This window comes from Aeromonas sp. 1805 (genome assembly GCF_013085525.1).
Lineage (GTDB): Bacteria > Pseudomonadota > Gammaproteobacteria > Enterobacterales > Aeromonadaceae > Aeromonas > Aeromonas hydrophila.
Genome location: NZ_CP038515.1, coordinates 2,745,897 through 2,767,962, shown reverse-complemented (window position 1 = coordinate 2,767,962; position 22,066 = coordinate 2,745,897). Strand labels below are relative to the sequence as shown.

The window sequence follows — 22,066 nt, the reverse complement described above, 5'->3', positions numbered from 1 at the left end:
ATGTGTTTGGCGCCTCCGGTTGGATGGCGCCTTTTTTCTTATCCCTATACCTTGAACTGCCCCACCAGTTGCTGCTGCTTGTCGGCCAGCGCCGACAACTCGCGACCGTTTTCGGCGGAGCTGGCCGCCTCGGCGCGGATGGTGTGGCTCACATCGCGAATGTTGCTGACGTTGCGATTGATCTCGTCCGCCACCCCGCTCTGCTCCTGCGCCGCCCTGGCAATCTGCTCGTTCATCTGATGGATGGTCGCCACCGCGTGGATGATCTGCTCCAGCACGCTGACCGACAGGTCCACCTTGGTGAGCGTCAGATCCGCCTGGCTGTGGCCGGTCATGATCGCCTTCACCACGGCCTCGGTGCCGGACTGCAGCTGGCCGATGAGGGTCTGGATCTCGACGATGGCGTTCTGGGTGCGACCCGCCAGGTTGCGCACCTCGTCCGCTACCACCGCAAAGCCACGGCCCTGCTCACCGGCCCGCGCCGCCTCGATGGCGGCATTGAGCGCCAGCAGGTTGGTCTGCTCGGCGATCCCCTGGATCACCACCAGGATGTCGTTGATGTTCTCGCTGTTGGCCGACAGGTGCTCCACCACCGGCTTGGCATCGCTGATCACCGCCATCAGCTTGCGCATCGCCTCCTGGGTATCCGCCACCACGTACTTGCCCTCCTGCGCCGCCGTATCCGCCTGATTGGCCGCGGCCACCGCCGAATTGGCATTACCCGCTACCTGCAGAGCGGTGGCGCTCAGCTCCTCGAACGCGGTCGCCACCAGATCCACCTCCTGATACTGGGCCTGCATGCCCGCACTGGTACGCTCGGCAACGCTGGCGGCCTGTTCGGCGCTGGCACGGGTGCCGGCCACGGTATCGATGACCTGGCTGATGGTGCTCTGCAGTTTGTTGAGGAAGCTGTTGAACCACTTGGCCAGCTCGCCAATCTCGTCGTCACGACGCAGCTCGATGCGCTGGGTGAGGTCCCCCTCGCCGCTGGCAATGTCCTTGAGGCGGGCCACCACGGCGCGAATGGGGGCCACTATCTGGTGGGCCATCAGCCAGATGCAGATCAGGGCGACCGCCGAGATGAGGCCGCCGATGAGCAGCTGGGTCATCACGCTGCGGCTGGCCTGACCGGAGAGGTCATCCTGCAGCTGGAGGGCCGATGCCAGCACCACACTGCGCGGCAGCTCGATGTAGATACCCCATTTCTGCTCGGTGCCCCGCATCTTGACCGGCACGAAGGTCTGCAGCAGGGTGCCGTCAGGACTCCAGCGGCTGCTGACCTGTCCCTGACCCAGCCAGCCCTGCAGCTCGCCGGCCAGGGTCTGATACTGCTGGCCGAGCGGGCTGCCCAGAGTGACGTCGAAGCCGTCCACGCCGGCGACACGGCCCTGGCTGCTGACCAGCAGCACCTTGCCCTGCCCCTCGTAGAGCTCCTGATCCATCTCCTTGACCAGGCTTTGCAGCGCGGTCAGCGAGATATCGACGCCGACCATGCCGAGCAGCTTCTCTTGCTCCAGCAGGGGCACGGTCACCGAGGTCATCAGCACCTTCTGCGAGCCCACATCATCGAGGTAGGGTTCCAGCAGGCAGAGCACCTTGCTGCGGATGCTGCAGCGATACCACTCGTTCTCCACCCCACCGGCCGCCGTCGGACTCTCGTCCGCCAGCACGGATTCGTTTTGTACCTCGGGTTCTATCTTGCCGTCGACCCGCGCCCAATAGGTGGAGAAACGGCCCTGATCGTTGGAGCCCAGTGCGCTGGAGCCATGATAGTTGCTGTCTTCACCGTCGAGCTGATCCGGCTCGAACACCGCATAGACGCCGAGCAGGTTGTCAGAGGAGGCGGCCGCATCGTGCAGTTGCTGATTCACGGCGGTACGCAGCGTTTCGGAGGAGCCGAAGTTGTCGGCCGCATTCTTGCGCTGGAACAGGATCCCCTGCCCCAGCAGGGTAGCCCGGAAGTAGGCCTCGTCCAGATAGCTGGTCACCTTGGCCGCCTGCTCCGAACCCATCGCCTTCATCCAGTTTTCGGCCGCACTCTGGGCTTCCGCCGTGGTGGAGGTCAGCACCTGATCCTGCATGTTGGCAGCACTGAAGAGGGAAGAGGCCACCAAGGCTCCGGCACTGGCCAACAAACAACAACCGGCGATCAGGGTGATCCGCCCCTGAACAGAAAGAGAACTCATGCCACCATTTCCTAGCTTTTTACAGATGTGATCAGTGTATCGGTTTTAGAAACAAAAACTTAACCTTATCACGCTAAATCCAGGGCAAGTTGGTTCACTTCGCCGGCCGCGGGCAGGCCGACCACCAATCCCAGTAGCCGAATGGGTTTGCCCTGCGCCCGCAGCAAGCCTTCGTGCAGCAGATCGTGAAACCGCTCCGGCTGGTAACCGCCGCGCCGGTAGACGGTGGTCTGCTGAAAATCGGCGAACTTGAGCTTGATCCCCTGCCCCATCAGCTGCTCCTTGCCATGGCTGACCGAGAAACGCTGCTCCAGCTCGGGGATGAGCTGGCGGAGCACCTGCCAGCAGGCGGCCTCATCCAGCACGTCGCTGGCGAGCGTCGTCTCCACCCCTATGGTCTTGCGCACCCGCTGGGCCTGCACCGGCTGTTCGTCGTGGCCCCAGATCCGCCCGGCCAGCATCTCCCCGAGCTTGCCGAAACGGGCGATCAGCTCCTCGTTGCCGAGCTGGCGGGCATCTTCGCAGGAGTAAAGGCCGAGCGACTCCAGCCGGTCCGCGGTCTTGCGGCCGATGCCGGGCAACTTGCCAAGCGGCAGCTGGCGCACGAACTCATCCACCTCCTGCGGGCGGATCACGAACAGGCCGTCCGGCTTGCGCTGCTCGGAGGCGAGCTTGGCCAGAAACTTGTTCGGCGCCACCCCGGCCGAGGCGGTCAGCCCCAGCTCGGCTTTGATCGCGGCGCGGATCTCGCGGGCCATCAGGGTGGCACTGCCGCCACAGCAGGGGCTCATCGTCACATCGAGATAGGCCTCATCGAGGGAGAGCGGCTCCACCTGCTCGGTGTAGCGCAGGAAGATGGCCCGCAGCTGACGGGAAACCTCCTTGTAGACCGCCATCCGGCCGGGAATGAGCACCAGCGGCGGGCAGAGCTTGCGTGCCAGGCCGCTCGGCATGGCGGAGCGCACCCCGAAGCGGCGCGCCACATAGTTGCAGGTCGAGATGACGCCGCGCCTGTCAGCCGAGCCGCCGATGGCCAGCGGCACCTCGCGCAGCGCCGGGTTGTCCCGCATCTCTACCGCGGCATAGAAGCAGTCCATGTCGATGTGAATGATCTTGCGCATACCACTGTACGAATAAACAGGTAACCAGCCTATGCTAACCCAGTGCTGCCATTTCTGCCATCGGCATGAAATGAGGGTCAGATATAGACTCTTAAGGCACCATTGGTTAACGCATCACGCAAGGAGGGTGAGATGAAGATAGCTTGGCTGGGATTGGGGCTCTGCCTGCTGGCACAGCCGGGCAGCAGCAAGGACAACCCGACCGCCGAGTGCAGCTGGCTGTATGACCGCATCGCGGCGCTGGAGCAGGCCATCAAACAGGGTGACGAGCTGGGCACCCGGGAGGAGCTGGCACGCTGGCGGGCCGAGTTCAAGAAGAAAGCCTGCCAGCAATACGACTACTGAGTCTTTTGCAAAAAAAACGGGCTGACCATCAGGTCAGCCCGTCGGTTATCCGGCACGGGGTCGAGGACGACTCGGCGCCCTGTCCGCTCAGATGATCCGGTTTTCGGCCAGCATCTTGCGACGGGCCTCTTCCTTGGCCATCTTCTTCTTGCGGTTGTCACAGGGTTCCGGGCAATCACACTCTTTTTCGATACCTATGCTGCCGAGCCCGCCGCAGGAGCCGGAGATGGTCTTCTTCTGGAAGATATAACCGATGGCCATGGCCACCACTACCGCCAGAAATACCCCGAAGGTGATCAAAAAAATCTGCATGTTACCGCCCCTTATTTTCTAACCAGATACTGTTTGAAGGCATCGGAGTAAGACTCCTCGAAGCCATCATCCGTCTTGGTGATCACAAAGATAGCCAAGCCCCGCTCCTTGGCATAGGCCAGGCTCTTCTCGGGCCCGAGCACCATGAACACGGTCGCCAGCCCGTCTGCGGTCATGCAGGAGGGGTGAATGACGGTCACCGACACCATCCGATGCTGGATCGGCTTGCCGGTCATGGGATCGATGGTGTGGGAGAAGCGCTTGCCGTCCAGCTCGTAATAGTTGCGGTACTCGCCCGAGGTAGCCACCCCGTTGTCACCGGCCACGATCACTTCCTGCACCGAACCGGCGTTGGCGGTCGGCTTCTCGATGGCGACGCGCCAGGGGTGCCCCTTGCCGTTGACGCCGTTGATCCGCAGCTCGCCACCGATCTCCACCAGATAGTTGCGCGAGCCCATGGACTCCAGATACTCGGCCACCTTGTCGACCCCAAAGCCCTTGGCGATGGCGGAGAGATCCACATAGAGATCCGGGATGTCCTTTTGCAGGGTATCGGCATCGGCCGAGGTGATCACGTGCAGATTGCCGAGCCCGGTCTTCTGGCGGGTCTGGGTGATCAGCTCGTCGGAGGGCATCTTGGTCGGTCTGGCATCGGGCCCGAAGCCCCACAGATTAACCAAGGGGCCGACGGTGACGTCCAGCGCCCCGCGGCTCTCACGGCCAATGTGAATGGCCTCGGTCACCACCCGCGCGGTATCGCGGGAGACCACCACCGGCGTTGAGCCGCGATGCTGGTTGAAGCGCGACAGCTCGGAATCCGGGCGGTAGGTCGACATCTGATCGTTGACCCGCTCCAGCAGCACATCGACTTCGGCCTGGAACTTGGCGGGATCCGTGATGACGCTGTCCGCCACCTTGATGGAGTAATAGGTACCCATGGTGCTGCCGGTGATGTGGATCTCCGGCTTCGATTGGACCGTTTGTTCCTGACCGCACCCAGTCAAGAAAAAGGCTAGCCCGAAGGCTAGCCAGGTCTTTACAACACTGTGCATTGATTAACCACCAAAGTCATCCAGCAGGATGTTTTCGTCTTCAACACCGAGGTTTTTCAGCATGTTGATGACGGCAGCGTTCATCACGGGAGGCCCGCACATATAGAACTCGCAATCTTCCGGCGCCTCGTGGTTCTTGAGATAGTTCTCGAACAGCACGTTGTGGATGAAGCCGGTGTAGCCGTCCCAGTTGTCTTCCGGTTGCGGATCGGACAGGGCGACGTGCCACTGGAAGTTGTCGTTCTCGGCCTGCAGCATGTCGAAGTCTTCGACATAGAACATCTCGCGCTTGGAACGGGCACCGTACCAGAAGCTCATCTTGCGCTTGGTCTTCAGACGGCGCAGCTGATCGAAGATGTGGGAACGCATCGGCGCCATACCGGCACCACCACCGATGAACACCATCTCGGCATCGGTGTCCTTGGCGAAGAACTCGCCGAACGGACCTGAGATGGTCACCTTGTCGCCAGCCTTCAGGCTGAAGATGTAGGAGGACATCTGCCCGGGAGGGGCAGTCCAGTTGCTCGGCGGCGGGGTCGCGATCCGCACGTTCAGCATGATGATGCCGAACTCTTCCGGATAGTTGGCCATGGAGTAGGCACGAATGATCGGCTCGTTGACCTTGGACTCCAGCTCGAAGATCTTGAAGCGATCCCAGTCACCGCGATACTCCTCGGGAATATCGAAGTTCTTGTACTGCACGTGGTGAGCCGGCGCTTCGATCTGGATATAACCACCGGCGCGGAACGGTACGCTCTCGCCATCCGGGATCTGCAGCTTGAGCTCCTTGATGAAGGTGGCCTTGTTGTCATTGGAGATGACGGTACAGTCCCACTTCTTCACCCCGAAGATCTCTTCCGGCAGTTCGATGTCCATGTCGGAACGAACGGTGACCTGACAGGCCAGACGCTCGCCGTGACGGGCTTCGCCCTTGCTGATGTGATCCAGCTCGGTCGGCAGGATATCGCCGCCGCCGGATTTCACCCGTACCTTGCACTGACCACAGGAGCCGCCGCCGCCGCAGGCGGAGGAGACGAAGATACCGCTGCCGGCCAGCACGCCGAGCAGCTTGCCACCCGCCGGGCTGGTCACAGCCTTGGCCGGGTCGCCGTTGATGCTGATTGTCACGTCACCGGCGGTCACCAGCTTGGACTTGGCGAACAGAATGACTGCCACCAAGGCCAGCAGGATCACGGTGAACATGACCACACCCAGAATAATTTCCATCTATATTTCCTTTCCGATTACAGGGAAATACCAGAGAAGGACATGAAGCCCAGCGCCATCAGACCCGCGGTGATGAAGGTGATGCCGAGGCCACGCAGGCCTTCTGGAACATCGGAATACTTCATCTTCTCGCGGATCCCCGCCATCGCGACGATGGCAAGCATCCAGCCGGCACCCGAACCCACGCCATAGACCACGGACTCAACGAAGTTGTAGTCACGCTGCACCATGAAGGAGACGCCACCGAAGATGGCGCAGTTCACGGTGATGAGCGGCAGGAAGATACCGAGCGCGTTGTAGAGAGCCGGGAAGTACTTGTCCAGCGCCATCTCCAGGATCTGCACCAGTGCCGCGATCACCCCGATGAAGGTGATGAAGCTCAGGAAGCTGAGATCCAGGCCGGAAACCAGGGCACCGTCCTTGAGGACGTAGTTGTAGATCAGGTTGTTGGCCGGGACGGCCACGGTCTGAACCACGATAACGGCGATCCCCAGGCCCATGGCGGTCTTGACCTTCTTGGACACCGCCAGGAAGGTACACATCCCCAGGAAGAAGGAGAGCGCCAGGTTCTCGATGAAGATCGAGCGAATCAACAGACTGATATAGTGTTCCATACCTTAATCCTTCGCCTCCACCTGCTTGGGATCCTTGGTGCGTACGCCCCAGATGATCAGACCAATGATGAAGAACGCACTCGGCGGCAGCAGCAACAGGCCGTTGGGCACATACCAGCCGCCATTGTTCACCAGCGGCAGCAGTTCGATGCCAAACCAGGTACCGGAGCCCAGGATTTCACGCACGGTGGCCACGGTCAGCAGCACGGCGCCATAACCCAGGCCGTTGCCGATACCGTCCAGGAAGGAGGGCAGCGGGGCACTCTTCATGGCATAGGCTTCGGCACGCCCCATCACGATACAGTTGGTGATGATGAGGCCGACGAACACCGACAGCTGCTTGGAGATGTCGTAGGCATACGCCTTGAGCACCTGGTCAACCACGATAACCAGCGAGGCAATCACCGCCATCTGGGCGATGATCCGCACGCTGTTCGGGATCTGGTTGCGGATCAGGGAGATGAACAGGTTGGAGAAGGCGGTGACCGCTGTAACGGCCAGCGTCATCACGAACGCCGTCTTCATCTGGCTGGTAACGGCCAGCGCGGAACAGACCCCCAGCACCTGCAGTGCGATGGGGTTGTTGCCGAGCACAGGCGTCAACAGCAACTTTTTCATTTCGCTCTTGTCAGCCATTGTTGATTTCTCCTGCACGAACCTTGGCCAGGAAAGGACCGAAGCCCTTGGGACCCATCCAGAAGTCGAAGGTATGCTGTACGCCGTTACCGGTCAGGGTCGCGCCGGACAGGCCGTCGATCTCATGCTCGGAACCAGCCGGAGCATGACCCTTGATCACCCGCAGTGCCGGCATGCCATCCTGATCGAACAGCTTCTTGCCGACGAACAGCTCGCGCCAGGCCGGGTTTTCGATCTCGCCGCCCAGACCCGGGGTTTCACCGTGGTCATAGTAGGTGATGCCCTTGATGGTCTGGCCATCGGCCGCGACCGCCACGAAAGCGTACATGGTGGACCACAGACCCTGGCCGTAGATCGGCAGGATGATGTTGTCGACCTTGCCCTCGGCATCTTTCGCGAAGAACACCGGGATCAGTTTGGAGATTTGACGCAGGCCGGCCTTGTCGTCGGCCGGGGCCAGACGAATGCTCTTGGCCGGGTCTTTTGCCGCCAGCTTGGTATCGAAGTTGTCGGCATCGCCGTCAACGAACTCACCGGTAGTCAAATCGACCAGACGCGCTTCAATCTTGTCACCGTACAGCTGGGCCAGATCGCGCTTGGCCACGCTGCTGATGTCGACACCGGCGACGGACAGAATGTTGCTTTGCTTGTCCAGCGCCCGGTTTTCCAGCTGGGCCGGACGCAGTCCCACGGCGGCCACAGAGACCACGATGGAGCAGACCAGGCACAGACCGGTCACTATGGTGAGGGTGCCGACAGTAGAGTCTTTATTAAACGCCACGAGCGATCCTCCGCTTGATGTTCGCCTGCGCCACGAAATGGTCAAACAAGGGGGCAAACAGGTTGGCAAACAGAATGGCCAGCATCATGCCTTCCGGGAAGGCGGGGTTCACCACCCGGATCAGCACCACCATCACCCCGATCAGGGCGCCATACCACCACTTGCCCTTGTTGGTGAAGGCAGCGGAGACCGGATCGGTCGCCATGAAGGCCATACCAAAGGCGAAGCCGCCCAGCACCAGATGCCAGTGCCACGGCATGTTGAACATGGGGTTGGTATCGGAACCGATGACGTTGAACAGCAGGGAGGTCGCAACCATGCCGATCATCACACCGGCGATGATGCGCCAGGAGGCGATCCGCATGTAGACGATCATGGCCGCACCGATGAGGATCATCAGGGTGGAGACTTCACCGATGGAACCGGGCAGGTTGCCAAGGAAGGCGTCCATCCAGCTGATGGTCTGGCCGGTGGCACCGTTGATCAGCGCCATCTGGCCGCCCTGAGCCCACTGGCTCAGCGCGGTGGCACCCGAGTAGCCATCGACGGCAACCCAGACTGCATCACCGGAAATCTGGCCCGGATAGGCGAAGAACAGGAAGGCACGACCCGCCAGCGCCGGGTTCAGGAAGTTCTTGCCGGTACCACCGAACACTTCCTTGGCCAGCACCACACCGAAGGTGATACCCAGGGCAGCTTGCCACAGGGGCAGCTCGGGCGGCACGATCAGCGCGAACAGGATGGAGGTCACGAAGAAGCCTTCGTTGATCTCGTGCTTGCGCACCATGGCGAACAGCACTTCCCAGAAACCACCGACCAGGAACACGGTCAGGTAGATGGGCAGGAAGTGGGCAGCACCGATCAACATCTTGCTGCCGATGCCGGCAACGGCCGGATCCAGCGAAGCACCCAGCAGGGTGGCGATGGTGTATTGCCAGGTGTCGGCACCGGCAGCCGTGCCCAGATGGGCGATGGCGGCGATGGATTGGTTGCCGACGTTGTACATGCCCCAGAACATGGCCGGGAACACGGCCAGCCACACCATGATCATCATGCGCTTCAGATCGATCGCATCACGGACGTGGGCGGCATTGCGGGTCACGGAACCCGGGGTATAAAACAGGGTGTACGCCGCTTCGAACAGGGCATAGTACTTGGCGTACTTGCCACCCGGCTCGAAGTGATGTTCCATATTTTCAAGAAGTTGCTTGAAACTCATCGCTTAACCTTCCAGTTCGATCTTGGTCAGGCACTCACGCAAGACTGGGCCGTACTCGGTCTTGCCGGGGCAGACGAAGGTACAGAGCGCCAGATCTTCCTCATCCAGTTCCAGACAGCCGAGTGCTTGCGCATTGTCGGTGTCGCCGGAGACCAGATCCCGCAGCAGCAGGGTCGGCAGGATGTCGAGCGGCATCACGCGCTCATAGTTGCCGATGGGCACCATGGAGCGATCACTACCGTTGGTGGTGGTAGTGAAGTTGATGAGTTTGCCCTTCATCAGGTGAGAGAGGGTGGTACGGGTGATGGAGAACTTGCTGGCGCTGGGATTGACCCAACCCAGGAACTCTTTCTCGCGACCTTCACCCAGTACGCTGACCTGATTGTGGTAGCGACCCAGGTAGTCATGTACCCCTTCGGCCTTGGCACCGCTCAGCAGGGAACCGGAGATGATGCGATTCTCGTCCGCACGCAGCTCGTTGTTGGTCAGCTGGCTGATGCAGGCGCCCATGCGGGTGCGCAGCAGACGCGGTTTGACCACGTTCGGGCCGGCCAGCGCGATCACCTTGTCGGTAAAGATCTGACCGGTGGTGAACAGCTTGCCGTAGGCGATCACATCCTGATAGTTGATGTGCCACTGCACCTTCTTGGCACCGATCGGGTCCAGGAAGTGGATGTGGGTACCGGGCAGACCGGCAGGGTGCGGGCCGACGAACACCTCTTCCTTGACTTGCGCCAGGGAAGCGTGCGGCAGGCTCGCCTCGCCCTTGCAGACGTAGACGGTGCCATCGGTCAGACGAGTCAGCACGGCCAGACCGTCGAGGAAAGCCTGGGCCTGTTCCTTGATGATCAGCTCCGCACTGGCAGCCAGCGGGTTGGTGTCCATGGCGGTGACGAAGATGGCGCGAGGGGTGGAACCCACGGCCGGCACCTTGCTGAACGGGCGGGTACGCAACGCGGTCCATTGGCCGGACGCGACCAGGATCTCCTGCACCTTGCTGCGCTCGAGCTTGGCCAGCTCGGCAGAGGCAAAGTGCTCGAAGGTCACCTGCTCGTCGGACCCATCGATATCGATGACAACGGATTGCAGAATGCGCTTGGCACCCCGGTTGATCTCTGAAACCACACCGGTGGCGGGGGCCGTGAATTTAACGCCGGGATTCTTCTTATCTTCGAAGAGCTCCTGACCTTTAATGACGCGATCACCTACTTTGACAAACATAGTAGGACGCATCCCCACGAACTCTTCGCCGAGTGTAGCAACACGGGTGATGGCCGGGCCATCGTAGATTACTTGCTCCGGAGCACCCAGCACGGGGATGTCCAGTCCTCTTTTAATTGTAATCATACTCACTTGCACTACCGTTAAGGGAAGACAGGTTGGTTAGCGCCGAGAAATACATCACGACGAGTTGTTGAATGAGCCCGTTGATGTTGCGGGATGATGTCGAAGAAATAAACAAATCAGCAACATACAGGGTCATTCAAAAGCGCCTGAGTTTACCACTTATGGCGAGTTGCCTGCCATGCAAAATGGGGAAAATCCCCGCTCTATCACAAAATCATCGAAATTTAATCACGCAGCTTTTTTTCACGAAACCTCAGGCGCGGCTTCGAGTTAGCCATTATTACCTAAAAATAGGTAATGGTTTTTATGTTCAAAAAAGGATTAGAAATCTTGATGTCAGGGCGGGAGGTTGGCGTCCCGTTCCACAGCCCGGAACGCCACCGGAAAACGTTTATGAATTGTTAATTAGTCGCAGATTGAGTAATCAATTCGTCAATAGCCTTAGGAGAGGCCGTTTTTGCTGACGCAGCTGGGGGTGGTCGGTGCCTGCTCCCGCTGTTGCCACTCCTGCTCGGTATAGGTATGCAGCGCCAATGCATGAATGGCTCCCGCCAACTCTTCGGCCAGCACTCCGTTGACCTGACGATGACGCCCCAGCAGCCGCTGCCCCTCGAACGCCTGGCTCACCACCACCACCTTGAAGTGGCTCTCGGATCCCGGCGCCACCCGGTGCATGTAGCTTTCGTTGATCACTTCCAGATGGCTGGGGGACAAGGCGGCGGCCAGCTTGGCCTCGATCTGTTGTTGCATGGTCACGAGCAAAACTCCCAAAGTGGATGTCCGGCCATTGTAGCCAGGGTTGGCCGGATGACGAAATCGTCTAGAACGGGAAAATGGCACGCTTTTCCCCCGCTGCCGTGGCGGCCGGGGCTGGTGAAATTCTCCGCCCCCGCTAGAATAGCGCCACTTTGCGCCCCGTCGGCGCCCGTTACATGAATCAGCTGGACACTTCGCCTATGCAAACCCTTCTCGACACGGCCCATTGTCGCCTGACCCTGTATCGCTATCCACGCCAGCTCCAGGATCCGTTGCAGGCCTGGGACGCCGCAGACGAGTACCTGATCAACACCCTGGCCGAGGAGCCCCTCGAGCGCGACGGCCCGGTCATCATCATGAACGACGGCTTCGGCGCGCTGGCCGCCTACCTGCACGGCCATGCTCCCGTCAGCGTGACCGACTCCCATATCAGCGAGCGGGCCACCCTGGCCAACCTCGTGGAAAACGGCCTGGATCCCCATGCCATCCGCCTGCAGGATGCACTGGCCTCCCTGCCCGATGCCCCCGCACTGGTGGTGATCAAGGTCTCCAAGTATCAGGCGCTGCTGGAGCAGCAACTGCTGGCCCTGCGCCAGGTGGCCACCCCCGCTACCCGCGTCATCGCCGCCGGCAAGGCCAAGGACATCCACAGCTCCACTCTGGCGCTGTTTGAAAAATACCTGGGGCCGACCCGCACCTCGCTGGCCTGGAAGAAGGCCCGCCTCATCCACTGCACACCGGCCGCTACGCCTGCCGAACGGCCCGCGCTGGCCAATCCCTTTCCCACGATCTGGCCGCTGGAGGGCACCGACATGCTCATCCACAACCACGCCAATGTGTTTTCACGCACCAGTCTGGACATCGGCGCCCGCTTCATGCTGGACAACCTGCCGATCCACAGCGCCCGCAAGGTGATCGATCTGGGTTGCGGCAACGGCGTGCTGGGGCTCTCCCTGCTGGCACGAGACGCCGAGGTGGAGGTGACCTTCATCGACGAGTCCCACATGGCGGTCGCCTCGGCCTGGCTCAACGTCGAACACAATCTGCCGGCTGCCCTGCCCCGCGCCCACTTCCTGGTCAACAACTGCCTCGACGGCGTGGCGGTCGGCTCGGTGGACCGGATCCTCTGCAACCCGCCGTTCCACCAGTTGCAGGCGATCACCGACCATATCGCCTGGCAGATGTTCAGCGATGCCCATCGGGTGTTGCCCAAGGGCGGCGAACTCTGGATAGTAGGCAACCGTCACCTGGATTATCACAACAAGCTCAAGCGCCTGTTTGCCAACGCACAAGTCGTTGCGTCGAACAGTAAATTCGTTATTTTGAAAGCCATCAAACGCTAAACAGAAAGCTAAAGGAAACCCATGATGAAAAAGTCACTCTTGCTGCTGGCCGCCCTGATGCTGGGTGGTTGTGCGACTCACTGGCCGGAGACTGCCCTGCTCAACCCGCAGGTGATCCCCTCCAATCAGCAGTACTACTCCGGCAACCGCATCACCCTGGAAGGGGTGGACAAGCGTGAAGCCGCCTACGTCTTCTCCATCAAGAAGAAAGAGAAGGCAGCCGTACTGGTCAACAGCGAACAGCCGCTCAACAACCTGCTGGCCGAAAAGCTGGCGGAAGGGCTGCGCAGCCAGGGGCTGGAAGTGGGCAACAGCGGTACCACCAACCTGACCCTGGCCATATCCAGCGCTGCGGTCACGGTGGAAGAGAAGACCTTCACCTATGTCACCAAGTCCCGCGTCAGCCTGCAGGTGATCGCCGATTTCCAGGGCAGCAAGCTGACCAAGCAGTTCAACATGTCCTCCAGCAAGGAAGGCCCGGGTGAGCCGAGCATGGCCGAGCTGGAGTCCATCCTGAACCAGCAGCTGGGCAGCCTGCTGCAGCAGATCATGGCGGATAACGCCCTGCGCGGTTATCTCAAAGGTCAGCCGAGCTGAGCGAGGAGCGGATAGATGAAAAAACTCTGGTTACTGGCCATGCTGATCGCCCCGCTGGCATTCGCCGGCCCCAAGGTCAGGATGGAGACCAACCACGGCAATATCGTGGTGGAGCTGGCGTCCAAACAGGCGCCGCAGACGGTGAAGAACTTCCTGCGCTATGTGGCGGATGGCAGCTATGACGGCAGCATCTTCCATCGGGTGATCCAGGACTTCGTGGTGCAGGGGGGCGGCTACAACCAGCAGTTCCAGCAACTGCCGACCTTCGATCCCGTGGTCAACGAGTCCAAGGGCGGCCTGCCCAACAAGCGCGGCAGCATCGCCATGGCCCGCACCCAGGCGGTCGACAGTGCCACTCGCCAGTTCTACTTCAACCTGGTCGACAACAACAACCTCAACGCCAATGCCGGCGCCGGTTATACCGTGTTTGGCCAGGTGGTGCAGGGCATGGAGGTGCTGGACAAGCTGGCCCAGGTGCAGACCGGTTACAGCCCGATCCTGCGTGCCAATGACGTTCCCACCAGCCCCATCATCCTCAAGAAAGTGGTGCTGCTGGCAGACAAATAACGCGGAGCGGATCACATTCCGCTACCCCGCGCGCTGGGTCGCCGGCGCCCCTTTCTATACTCTGGCCTTGCCCCGCTGTTCGGGACTAGGCCCACAAGAGGAGAAGGAGGTTCCGGTGACCTGCAATGATTACATCGCCCAGCACGCCATCCCGCTGGCCCAGACGGTTCGTCACTTTCTGGCACGAGAGATCCCCTATCAACAGCTGGAAGATCTGAGCTGGCAGCTGTTGTCCCACTGGCAGGATCTGCCCCAGGTTCCCGCCGACAAGCACCCCGCCTCCGAGCAGGAGGGGGTATTCTGGCACTTGCTGCACAGCCTGCATCAATGGGATGAACAGCAGATCATCGCCGACGTCTGGCTGCGCCTGCAGCTGATGGAATGCGCCAATTACCTGACCACGGACGGGCCGCTGCCGCGCCACTGCATCGGTCTGCGCCCCTGAGTCGCGCAACGCCACCCCCGGCTTGCCTTGGCTATCCCTCTCGAACCTGACAAAATGGCGCAATTTTCCCAGAGGAGTCAGGTATTTGAACACTGTCCGTACACCGAGCTGGCGAGACTCGCTCGCCGTCTACCTTGAGACTCGGGTTCTCATCCTGTTTGCCATGGGATTTTCTTCCGGCCTGCCGCTGCTGCTGGTGTTCGGCACCCTGTCGTTCTGGCTGCGCGAAGCGGATGTCAGCCTGACCGACATCGGCTACATGAGCTGGGTGGCGCTGGCCTACGGCTTCAAGTGGCTGTGGTCACCGCTGGTGGATCGGCTGCCGCTCCCGCTGCTTTCTCGCTGGCTGGGCCGGCGCCGCAGCTGGATGCTGTTTTCCCAGTTGCTGATCGCCGCATCGCTGGTGGGCATGGCCTTCTGCGATCCCAAGACCCAGCTCGCCCAGCTGGCCCTGTTCGCCCTGCTGGTGGCGTTTGCCTCCGCCACCCAGGACATCGTCATCGACGCCTACCGCATCGAGTCGGCCCCCGAGCGGCTGCAGGCGGCCATGGCGGCCTCCTACATGACCGGTTACCGGCTGGCGATGATCATGGCCGGCGCCGGTGCACTGGCGCTGGCCGCCTGGCTCGGCAGCAACAGCGGCTATGACTACAACGGCTGGCGACTCACCTATCTGCTGATGGCGGGATTGATGTCCCTCGGCGTCATCACCACCCTCTGTTGTCACGAACCGGTGATCGACCTTGCCAGCCAGAATGAGCAGCAGGCGGCCCACAAGGCCTTGTTGCTCGCCCGTGGCTGGCCCGCTTCGCTGGCCGGGCTCGGCGCCTGGAGCCACGAAGCCATCTGGTGCCCGTTTGCCGACTTCTTCCGCCGTTACGGCGGCTCGGCCCTGCTGATCCTCGGGCTCATCGCCTGCTATCGCATCTCGGACGTGGTGATGGGGGTGATGTCCAACAGCTTCTACGTGGACATGCAGTTCAGCAAGACCGAGGTGGCCACCATCACCAAGGTGTACGGGGTCATCATGACTCTGGTGGGGGCCGCATTGGGCGGTGTGCTGGTGATGCGCTTTGGCACCCTGCGCATTCTGTTCCTCGGCGCCCTGCTCACCGCCAGCACCAATCTGCTGTTCGCCCTGCTCAATGAAGTAGGCCACAACCTGGAGCTGCTGACCCTGATCATCTCGCTGGACAACCTCAGTGCCGGCATTGCCACGGCCGCCTTCGTGACCTATCTGTCGAGCCTGACCAACGTGGCCTTCTCCGCCACCCAGTACGCCTTGTTCAGCTCGGTGATGCTGCTGCTGCCCAAGTTGCTGGCGGGTTTTTCCGGCCGTTTTGTCGAACAGTTCGGCTACAGCAGCTTCTTCATCAGCACCAGCCTGCTCGGTATTCCGGTGCTGATCCTGATCGTGATGGTTGCCAAACGAGGAAGACCCTTGCTCTCGCAATCGGATAAATAGCAAGCGTTTGCGTAAAGTTGGGGGTGATTAGATTCACACTTCCGAATAAAGTTCCCCGGTGCTGGTTTCTCCGATGAATTTATTTGGCTAGAATCCCTTCCGCTCCTTGTGGGCAGGCTACGGAAAACCTCAACTAACGCACAAGAGACCAATAAAATGGCCAAATTTACCAAGACTCTGATCGCTGCCGGTCTGCTGGCTGCCGCCGCTACCCCGGCCTTCGCTGCTGACTACAGCGGTGACATCCACAAGAATGACTACAAGTGGATGCAGTTCAACGTCATGCACACCATCGACCAGATGCCTTACAAGGATGCTGAAGGTGGCTACAACGATACCTACTTCGAAATGGAGTTTGGTGGCCGTTCCGGTATCTTTGATCTGTATGGTTACGTCGACGTCTTCGACATCTTCCAGAACCGTCACGACGACAAGCACAACCAAGATAACCTGTTCATCAAATTTGCTCCGCGTATCTCCATCGATGCCATGACCGGCAAAGATCTCTCCTTTGGTCCGGTGCAAGAGGTCTACATCGCTAACCTGGTCAACGTAGGTGGTCCGGATGGCCTGTTCGAAGCCATGACCGGTCTGGGTGCAGACGTCATGGTGCCCTGGTTCGGCAAAATGGGCATGAACCTGTATGCACGTCACGTTAACGAAGGCGGTGGCGAACAGGGCTGGAACGGCTATCAGTTCTCCATGAACTGGTTCAAGCCTTTCTACACCTTCTCCAACGGCAGCTTCGTAGCCTATCAGGGTTACCTGGATCACCTGTTTGATGCCAAGGACACTTCCACCGACGGTACCGCCATGTTCAACGGCCTGTACTGGCACTCCGACCGCTACGCTGTCGGTTACGGTCTGAAGTACTTCAACGACATCTACGGCATCCAGAACGGTTCCTACGGTCTGAAGACCACTGGTTTCGGCCACTACTTCTCCGTTACCTACAAGTTCTAATCGAACGGGTATCAGGGATACAAAAAACCGGAGCAGCTGCTCCGGTTTATTTATGGCTTGCTGCCGACAACAGGGGAGAGCCGAGCCCTCCCCCGGCCATCATCAGTCGCGGAAATTCTGGAACTGCATCGGCTGACCCAGCTCGGCGCCGCGCACCAGGGCCATGGTCTCCTGCAGGTCGTCACGCTTCTTGCCGGTGACGCGCACTTCGTCACCCTGAATGGCGGCCTGTACCTTGATCTTGGAATCCTTGATCAGCTTCACCAGCTTCTTGGCGATCTCTTTGTCGATGCCCTGCTTGAACTTCACGGTCAGGTGGAAGCGCTTGCCGGAGTGAATGCTGTCACCCACGTCCATGGAGCTGTTCTCGATGTTGCGCTTGAGCAGGGCAGCGCGCAGGATCTCGACCATCTGCTTGAGCTGGAAATCGGCATCGGCCTCCAGCTTGACCTCTTCCTTGTTCAATTCGAAGCTGGCTTCAACACCACGAAAATCGAAACGGGTCGCCAGTTCACGATTGGCGTTGTCGACGGCGTTCAACACCTCGTTCATTTTGACTTCAGAGACAATATCGAATGACGGCATAGTGGGCTCCTCATGTTGCGCTATAAGGGGGCAAATCTACCAGAATTACGGCAAATTTGCTGATTTCGATGGGGCTGCTCTGCTAGAATCCCCTGCGCACAGGAATGGCGAGACCCGTTAGAACCTGTTCAAGATCTGCCGCGAGAGGTCGTCCGCAAGGTAAGGCGCTGCGCAGGAGCCGGCACGTATATGAATATGTGAGCTACCAGTTCCCTATAAGCAAGCTTCATACAAGCCTTGATCACGACCTCGCAGCAAGATGATGAACTCGTTTCTGGTGTCCGCCAGGCGACATCTTCACTTATCCCCGGCAGGCGGTTGACTGGAATGCAGCCCCTACCTTGATTGAGTCTCTCCATGCCAAGCGGATCACGCGATTACAACCTGACACAAAGTCGACACACCTCCTCCCCCCAATGGACACTGCTGGGCTGCGGCGCCCTGGGCGGCGTCTTCGCCTCCCTGTTGACTCAAAGCGGCCAGGCCACTCGCGTCTTGCTGCGCGAGCGCCACCGCTCCACCCTGCACCCAGGCATCGACTTCACCTCGCTGGAGGGCCACACCCAGCTCATCAACATCGAGCGCGGTTTCATCAGTCAGCCCGGCCAAGTCAAACGGCTGCTGGTGATGACCAAGGCCGGCCAGGTCATCGAGGCGCTGACTCCGCTGGTGGGCCAGCTGGCGACCAATGTGCCCATCGTGCTGCTGCACAACGGCATGGGGATCGCCGAGCAGGTAGTCGCCCTGTTCCCGCACAATCCGATCATCGCCGGCGTCACCAGCCATGGCGCCATGCAGAGCGGCCACTTCGTGTTCCGCCACACCGGCAAGGGCGAAACCTGGCTCGGCCCGGTCAACGAGGCGGCCAGAGACTACGCCGCCCTGGCTGACGATCTGGCGGCCGCCCTCGGCCAGGCCGGCTGGGATGAACAGATCCAGGCGCGCCAGTGGCAGAAATTGGCGGTCAACTGCGCCATCAACCCGCTCACCGCGCTCTACAAGCTCAAGAATGGCGAGCTGGCCGGCCCGCGCTTTGCCGATGCCCTGCAGCAGATCTGCGTGGAAGTGGCGGACGTGATGCAGGCCGAGGGCCAGCCCACCGGCAGCGACGAACTGCTGCGCCGGGTCATGACGGTGGTGGAGCTCACCGCCGACAATTACTCTTCCATGTATCAGGACATGGAGCAGGGGCGCGAGACCGAGATCGAGGCCATCACCGGCTTCCTGCTGGCCCGGGCTGCCAGCCACGGCATCGCGGTGCCGGTCAATCAGGGTCTCTATCAGGCCATCAAAGAGAAGCAGTGAGCCCAGCGGGCTCGCCAACGCAAGGAGCAAAGGATGAGCGTTCTGGTACTGGTGGCCCCCGGGTCGGAAGAGATCGAGACGGTCGCCATCGTCGATACCCTGGTGCGCGGAGCCATCGAGGTGGTACTCGCCTCCTGCTGTCCGGCCGGGCAGCGCCAGATCCGCGCCTCCCGCGGGGTGCAGCTGGTGGCGGATTGCCACCTCGACGAGCTGGCTGACCAGGTGTTCGAGGCCATCGTCGTGCCGGGCGGCCTGCCCGGCAGCGAGGTTATCCGCGATACGCCGCGTGCCATCGCCCTGCTCAAGGCGCAGGCGGCAGCGCAGCGCTGGCGGGCTGCCATCTGCGCCGCCCCCGCCGTGGTGCTGCAGCACCACGCTCTGCTGGGGGATGCCAGCGCCACCTGCCATCCCGGTTTTCAGGCCCGCCTACCCGCAGCGCAGCTCAGCATGGCGCGAGTGGTGACCGATCAGGCCCATTGCCTGATCACCAGCCAGGGGCCGGGCACCGCCATCGAGTTCGCCCTCGAGCTGGTGCGGGTGCTGCGCGGTGACGAAGCCGCCCGTGCGGTGGCCGACCCCATGGTGTTGCCCCTCTAGCTCATCCCCTGAGTGACTCTTCCTTTCGCAATGACAGAGCGCCCCTTGCCGATTGGCAAGGGGCGCTCTGCTTTGAGGCGGACTGCAAGCTGTCTGCCGGTTCAACTCCGGCTCAACTGAGCATTTCCGGTCTGAGCTGCTCCATCAGCAGGTGGTTGTCGCTGTAATCCACCGGGATGGCCACCACCGCCGGCCCGCTCACCGCCATGGCGGCGCGCAGGGTCGCTCGCAGATCCTCGGCACAGGTAACGGCAAACCCGGCGGCCCCGAACGACTCGGCATAGACCTTGAAGTTGATGGGGCCGAAACTCACTCCGGAGCTGCGGCAGTACTTTTTCTCCTCCTGCATCGCCACCATGTTGTAGCCGTTATCGACCCAGATGATGTGCACTATGTTGGACTTGAGCCGCACCGCGGTCTCCAGCTCCATGCTCGACTGCATGAAGCTGCCATCACCGGACACCGAGATGATCTTCTCCCCCGGCCGCACCATGGCGGCCCCGATGGCCCAGGGCAGCGCCACCCCCATGGTCTGCTGGCCGTTGGAGATGAGCACCTGGCGAGCCCGGAAGCTGTAGAGGTAACGGGCAATCCAGATGTGGAAGCTGCCCATGTCCACGCACAGGGTCATGTCCTGCCCGATGATGTCCTGCAGCTCCTTGACGATGCGCAGCGGATGGATGGGGGTGCCCCCCAGCCGGCCGGCATGTTCGGCGAGCTGATGGCGCTGGGCACGGATCTCGCCGAGCAGCGCGGTAATGGCCGGATCCCGCGCCAGCGGCTGGTGCAGCATCCGGGTCAGCCGCGCCAGGTTGGCGCTGATGGAGCCCACCAGCTCCACAGCCGGGCAGTAGCTGCTGTCGATCTCCGCCGGCAGCGCATCGATATGCAGCAGCTGGCGTTCGCCGGTGCCGTTCCACAGCACGGGGTCGTATTCGATGGGGCTGTAACCGATGCAGACCACCAGATCCGCATCCTGCAGCAGCTTGTCCCCCGGCTGGTTGTTGAACAGCCCTACCCGCCCGGCGAAGTCGTCGAAATGGTGGGTATCCACCACCCCGGCCGCCTGATAGGTCCCCGTCACCGGCAACCGGCTCTTGTCGAGGAAGGCGCGCACCGCGAGGGAGTTCTCCGGCCGGCTGGCCAGCAGGCCGAGCAGCACCACCGGCTTGCGGGCCTGCGCCAGCAGACTCAGCGCCCGATCGATGCCACGCTCGTCGGCCGCCCCCGGCTCGGGGATGGCACTCGGCACCAGGATGGCGCCATCGGCCGGCTCGTTGATGATGTCCATCGGCAGGCTGACGAAAGCCGCCCCGGGCCGCCCCAGCTCGGCGCTGCGAAAGGCGTTGGCCATCACCTCGGAGAGGGCGGATCCTGTGCCCACCTGGGCGCTGAACTTGGTGACCGGCCGGCACAGGCTGACAGTATCCAGGCTCTGGTGAGTGAGCTTGAGGCCGTCGGCCCGTCGCACGGCACCGCCCAGCGCCACCATGGCATCCCCTTCCGAGGTGGCGGTGGCAAGACCGGTGATGAGGTTGGCGCAGCCCGGCCCCGAGGTCACCAGCGCCACCCCGGCCTTGCCGGTCAGTCGGCCGACGGCGGCGGCCATGAAGGCGGCATTCGCTTCGTGACGCACCACTATGGTTTCGATGGGGGAGTCCTCCAGCGCATCGAATACCCTGTCGATCTTGGCCCCGGGAATGCCGAATACCTGCTTGACCCCTTGCGCTTCCAGATGGCGCACCACCAGTTCGGCCCCACAGGCCCAGTGTTGATTTTCCATGATGTCACTCCTTGTTAAGCGAAGGGCTCAGCCTTCGGCGGCGCGGATGGCGCGGTCCAGATCGGCGGGATTGAGGTCGGCCTGTTGAAAAGCCGGATTGCGAGGCAGCTCGATGTTGAGATGTTGCACTACCGACAGCTGCAGCTGGCCGTGGCCCATGGCGTAGTCGAGGATGTGGCCGCCACCCCGGCGATCCTCGGTGATGAAGTGCTCGTGATAACCGGCCACGTTGATCCCCTGCACGAAGGGCGGGCAACGAAAGCCCACCAGGGTGCCGCGGCGCTGGCTGAACGAGAACAGCGGCTGGGCCTCGATGGCCTCCAGCATGGGCTTGTAGGGAGGACTCTGGCAGGGGACGGTGCGCACCTGCGCCTGCTCGAACAGGCCGTCGAGTCGAAAGGCGACGAAGACGTTGTCGGTGCCCACCAACCGATCCACCCACTGGTGGATCTCCTCGCGGCTCAGGGGATGATCGAAGCGGCGCTGCAGGCAGGGGCGAAAGTGGGTCATCACCGCGAACGGGGTCTTCTGCTCGGCGCGGGCCGGGCGGGCCGAGCCGTCAGCCTTGAGCTGGTGGATCTGGCGCTCGAAGGCAATCAGCTCGCCGTCGAGCCGGTTGAAGGTCCCGAGGCCGAAGTCACCGTGGCGCAGCAGGTCGGCCATGGTGGTCTCCCCCTCGTAAACCCCCGCCAGCAGGGCACTCATCAGGGAGCTCTGGTAGACCTCGCCGCCCCCCTGGCGAGCCTGCCAGCGGGCAAACTGCTGGCTGATCTCGATGGCGCAGTCACATGACGAATTGGTTTCCATTTGGATTTCACCT

At 61.4% G+C, this 22,066-nt stretch carries 23 protein-coding genes; 9 read left to right on the top strand and 14 right to left on the bottom strand.

Going from position 1 to position 22,066, the window contains the following annotated elements:
- Positions 1-44: 44 nt before the first annotated feature.
- Both E5E96_RS13100 and dinB read right to left on the bottom strand, forming a co-directional pair.
- Positions 45-2,186: a methyl-accepting chemotaxis protein gene (locus tag E5E96_RS13100; protein ID WP_029301602.1), complete on the bottom strand. Its 2,142-nt coding sequence runs from the start codon at positions 2,184-2,186 to the stop codon at positions 45-47.
- 68 nt (positions 2,187-2,254) lie between these two features.
- Positions 2,255-3,307 carry a DNA polymerase IV gene (gene dinB, locus E5E96_RS13095; protein ID WP_042067600.1) on the bottom strand — a complete coding sequence of 351 codons (1,053 nt, stop codon included), beginning with the start codon at positions 3,305-3,307 and terminating at the stop codon, positions 2,255-2,257.
- 132 nt (positions 3,308-3,439) lie between these two features.
- On the opposite strand from dinB, the gene E5E96_RS13090 reads away from it, so the two are divergent.
- Positions 3,440-3,652, top strand: a complete 213-nt coding sequence (locus E5E96_RS13090) for a hypothetical protein (RefSeq protein WP_011705067.1) — start codon at positions 3,440-3,442, stop codon at positions 3,650-3,652.
- An 87-nt stretch (positions 3,653-3,739) separates the two neighbouring features.
- Here E5E96_RS13090 and nqrM read toward each other — a convergent pair whose 3' ends face one another.
- The 9 genes from nqrM to E5E96_RS13045 all read right to left on the bottom strand — a co-directional run bounded on the left by nqrM (position 3,740) and on the right by E5E96_RS13045 (position 11,590).
- Positions 3,740-3,964 (bottom strand): (Na+)-NQR maturation NqrM, encoded by a 225-nt coding sequence (gene nqrM, locus E5E96_RS13085; RefSeq protein WP_011705066.1) that lies wholly within the window; start codon positions 3,962-3,964, stop codon positions 3,740-3,742.
- Between the two features lie 11 nt (positions 3,965-3,975).
- Positions 3,976-5,016, bottom strand: a complete 1,041-nt coding sequence (locus E5E96_RS13080; protein ID WP_011705065.1) for an FAD:protein FMN transferase ApbE — start codon at positions 5,014-5,016, stop codon at positions 3,976-3,978.
- Between the two features lie 3 nt (positions 5,017-5,019).
- Positions 5,020-6,243, bottom strand: a complete 1,224-nt coding sequence (gene nqrF, locus E5E96_RS13075) for an NADH:ubiquinone reductase (Na(+)-transporting) subunit F (RefSeq protein WP_011705064.1) — start codon at positions 6,241-6,243, stop codon at positions 5,020-5,022.
- A gap of 17 nt (positions 6,244-6,260) precedes the next feature.
- Positions 6,261-6,857: an NADH:ubiquinone reductase (Na(+)-transporting) subunit E gene (gene nqrE / locus E5E96_RS13070; protein WP_005303538.1), complete on the bottom strand. Its 597-nt coding sequence runs from the start codon at positions 6,855-6,857 to the stop codon at positions 6,261-6,263.
- 3 nt (positions 6,858-6,860) lie between these two features.
- Positions 6,861-7,493 carry an NADH:ubiquinone reductase (Na(+)-transporting) subunit D gene (locus E5E96_RS13065; protein ID WP_005303545.1) on the bottom strand — a complete coding sequence of 211 codons (633 nt, stop codon included), beginning with the start codon at positions 7,491-7,493 and terminating at the stop codon, positions 6,861-6,863.
- On the bottom strand, positions 7,486-8,274 hold the full coding sequence (locus E5E96_RS13060; RefSeq protein ID WP_011705063.1) for a Na(+)-translocating NADH-quinone reductase subunit C: 789 nt from the start codon (positions 8,272-8,274) through the stop codon (positions 7,486-7,488). The genes E5E96_RS13065 and E5E96_RS13060 overlap by 8 nt, the downstream gene beginning before the upstream one ends.
- On the bottom strand, positions 8,264-9,493 hold the full coding sequence (locus E5E96_RS13055) for an NADH:ubiquinone reductase (Na(+)-transporting) subunit B (RefSeq protein WP_011705062.1): 1,230 nt from the start codon (positions 9,491-9,493) through the stop codon (positions 8,264-8,266). Before E5E96_RS13055 ends, E5E96_RS13060 begins: the two co-directional genes overlap by 11 nt.
- Positions 9,494-9,496: 3 nt before the next feature.
- Positions 9,497-10,840, bottom strand: coding sequence for a Na(+)-translocating NADH-quinone reductase subunit A (locus E5E96_RS13050; RefSeq protein WP_171282342.1), 1,344 nt, complete (start codon positions 10,838-10,840; stop codon positions 9,497-9,499).
- A gap of 441 nt (positions 10,841-11,281) precedes the next feature.
- Positions 11,282-11,590 carry a BolA family transcriptional regulator gene (locus tag E5E96_RS13045; RefSeq protein WP_011705060.1) on the bottom strand — a complete coding sequence of 103 codons (309 nt, stop codon included), beginning with the start codon at positions 11,588-11,590 and terminating at the stop codon, positions 11,282-11,284.
- A 206-nt stretch (positions 11,591-11,796) separates the two neighbouring features.
- Between E5E96_RS13045 and E5E96_RS13040 the strand changes: the two genes are divergently transcribed.
- The 6 genes from E5E96_RS13040 to E5E96_RS13015 all read left to right on the top strand — a co-directional run bounded on the left by E5E96_RS13040 (position 11,797) and on the right by E5E96_RS13015 (position 16,976).
- Entirely contained in the window at positions 11,797-12,939 is a 1,143-nt protein-coding gene (locus E5E96_RS13040) for a methyltransferase (protein WP_171280237.1), read from the top strand.
- Between the two features lie 24 nt (positions 12,940-12,963).
- Entirely contained in the window at positions 12,964-13,536 is a 573-nt protein-coding gene (locus E5E96_RS13035) for a YajG family lipoprotein (RefSeq protein WP_011705058.1), read from the top strand.
- Between the two features lie 15 nt (positions 13,537-13,551).
- Complete coding sequence (locus E5E96_RS13030; RefSeq protein WP_005303575.1) at positions 13,552-14,103, top strand: peptidylprolyl isomerase; 552 nt, start codon at positions 13,552-13,554, stop codon at positions 14,101-14,103.
- A gap of 115 nt (positions 14,104-14,218) precedes the next feature.
- A complete protein-coding gene (locus tag E5E96_RS13025) occupies positions 14,219-14,548 on the top strand; it encodes a hypothetical protein (RefSeq protein WP_171282341.1) in 330 nt (109 codons plus the stop codon).
- A gap of 85 nt (positions 14,549-14,633) precedes the next feature.
- Positions 14,634-16,013, top strand: a complete 1,380-nt coding sequence (locus tag E5E96_RS13020; protein WP_171282340.1) for an MFS transporter — start codon at positions 14,634-14,636, stop codon at positions 16,011-16,013.
- Between the two features lie 156 nt (positions 16,014-16,169).
- The gene (locus E5E96_RS13015) at positions 16,170-16,976 is read left to right on the top strand and encodes an outer membrane protein OmpK (RefSeq protein WP_171282339.1); all 807 of its coding nucleotides are present in this window, start codon (positions 16,170-16,172) and stop codon (positions 16,974-16,976) included.
- A gap of 102 nt (positions 16,977-17,078) precedes the next feature.
- Here E5E96_RS13015 and E5E96_RS13010 read toward each other — a convergent pair whose 3' ends face one another.
- Positions 17,079-17,561 (bottom strand): YajQ family cyclic di-GMP-binding protein, encoded by a 483-nt coding sequence (locus tag E5E96_RS13010; RefSeq protein ID WP_118881738.1) that lies wholly within the window; start codon positions 17,559-17,561, stop codon positions 17,079-17,081.
- A gap of 357 nt (positions 17,562-17,918) precedes the next feature.
- On the opposite strand from E5E96_RS13010, the gene E5E96_RS13005 reads away from it, so the two are divergent.
- Entirely contained in the window at positions 17,919-18,866 is a 948-nt protein-coding gene (locus E5E96_RS13005; RefSeq protein WP_171282338.1) for a ketopantoate reductase family protein, read from the top strand.
- Positions 18,867-18,899: 33 nt separating this feature from the next.
- On the top strand, positions 18,900-19,463 hold the full coding sequence (locus E5E96_RS13000) for a DJ-1 family glyoxalase III (RefSeq protein ID WP_171282337.1): 564 nt from the start codon (positions 18,900-18,902) through the stop codon (positions 19,461-19,463).
- A gap of 112 nt (positions 19,464-19,575) precedes the next feature.
- Here the strand turns inward: E5E96_RS13000 and alsS are convergent, their stop codons facing one another.
- Together alsS and budA are read right to left on the bottom strand one after the other, a co-directional pair.
- The gene (gene alsS, locus E5E96_RS12995) at positions 19,576-21,246 is read right to left on the bottom strand and encodes an acetolactate synthase AlsS (protein WP_171282336.1); all 1,671 of its coding nucleotides are present in this window, start codon (positions 21,244-21,246) and stop codon (positions 19,576-19,578) included.
- Between the two features lie 27 nt (positions 21,247-21,273).
- Positions 21,274-22,053, bottom strand: coding sequence for an acetolactate decarboxylase (gene budA / locus E5E96_RS12990; RefSeq protein ID WP_017787776.1), 780 nt, complete (start codon positions 22,051-22,053; stop codon positions 21,274-21,276).
- Positions 22,054-22,066 lie beyond the last annotated feature (13 nt).

Excerpts from the sequence above, each read along its gene's own strand:
- E5E96_RS13005 (WP_171282338.1), top strand. The coding sequence starts at position 17,919 with ATGCCAAGCGGATCACGCGATTACAACCTGACACAAAGTCGACACACC.
- E5E96_RS13035 (WP_011705058.1), top strand. The coding sequence starts at position 12,964 with ATGAAAAAGTCACTCTTGCTGCTGGCCGCCCTGATGCTGGGTGGTTGT.
- nqrE (WP_005303538.1), bottom strand. The coding sequence starts at position 6,857 with ATGGAACACTATATCAGTCTGTTGATTCGCTCGATCTTCATCGAGAAC.
- E5E96_RS13010 (WP_118881738.1), bottom strand. The coding sequence starts at position 17,561 with ATGCCGTCATTCGATATTGTCTCTGAAGTCAAAATGAACGAGGTGTTG.
- E5E96_RS13080 (WP_011705065.1), bottom strand. The coding sequence starts at position 5,016 with ATGCACAGTGTTGTAAAGACCTGGCTAGCCTTCGGGCTAGCCTTTTTC.
- nqrM (WP_011705066.1), bottom strand. The coding sequence starts at position 3,964 with ATGCAGATTTTTTTGATCACCTTCGGGGTATTTCTGGCGGTAGTGGTG.
- dinB (WP_042067600.1), bottom strand. The coding sequence starts at position 3,307 with ATGCGCAAGATCATTCACATCGACATGGACTGCTTCTATGCCGCGGTA.
- E5E96_RS13050 (WP_171282342.1), bottom strand. The coding sequence starts at position 10,840 with ATGATTACAATTAAAAGAGGACTGGACATCCCCGTGCTGGGTGCTCCG.
- E5E96_RS13015 (WP_171282339.1), top strand. The coding sequence starts at position 16,170 with ATGGCCAAATTTACCAAGACTCTGATCGCTGCCGGTCTGCTGGCTGCC.
- nqrF (WP_011705064.1), bottom strand. The coding sequence starts at position 6,243 with ATGGAAATTATTCTGGGTGTGGTCATGTTCACCGTGATCCTGCTGGCC.
- budA (WP_017787776.1), bottom strand. The coding sequence starts at position 22,053 with ATGGAAACCAATTCGTCATGTGACTGCGCCATCGAGATCAGCCAGCAG.
- E5E96_RS13065 (WP_005303545.1), bottom strand. The coding sequence starts at position 7,493 with ATGGCTGACAAGAGCGAAATGAAAAAGTTGCTGTTGACGCCTGTGCTC.
- E5E96_RS13055 (WP_011705062.1), bottom strand. The coding sequence starts at position 9,493 with ATGAGTTTCAAGCAACTTCTTGAAAATATGGAACATCACTTCGAGCCG.
- E5E96_RS13030 (WP_005303575.1), top strand. The coding sequence starts at position 13,552 with ATGAAAAAACTCTGGTTACTGGCCATGCTGATCGCCCCGCTGGCATTC.
- E5E96_RS13100 (WP_029301602.1), bottom strand. The coding sequence starts at position 2,186 with ATGAGTTCTCTTTCTGTTCAGGGGCGGATCACCCTGATCGCCGGTTGT.
- E5E96_RS13090 (WP_011705067.1), top strand. The coding sequence starts at position 3,440 with ATGAAGATAGCTTGGCTGGGATTGGGGCTCTGCCTGCTGGCACAGCCG.
- E5E96_RS13000 (WP_171282337.1), top strand. The coding sequence starts at position 18,900 with ATGAGCGTTCTGGTACTGGTGGCCCCCGGGTCGGAAGAGATCGAGACG.
- E5E96_RS13040 (WP_171280237.1), top strand. The coding sequence starts at position 11,797 with ATGCAAACCCTTCTCGACACGGCCCATTGTCGCCTGACCCTGTATCGC.
- alsS (WP_171282336.1), bottom strand. The coding sequence starts at position 21,246 with ATGGAAAATCAACACTGGGCCTGTGGGGCCGAACTGGTGGTGCGCCAT.
- E5E96_RS13045 (WP_011705060.1), bottom strand. The coding sequence starts at position 11,590 with ATGCAACAACAGATCGAGGCCAAGCTGGCCGCCGCCTTGTCCCCCAGC.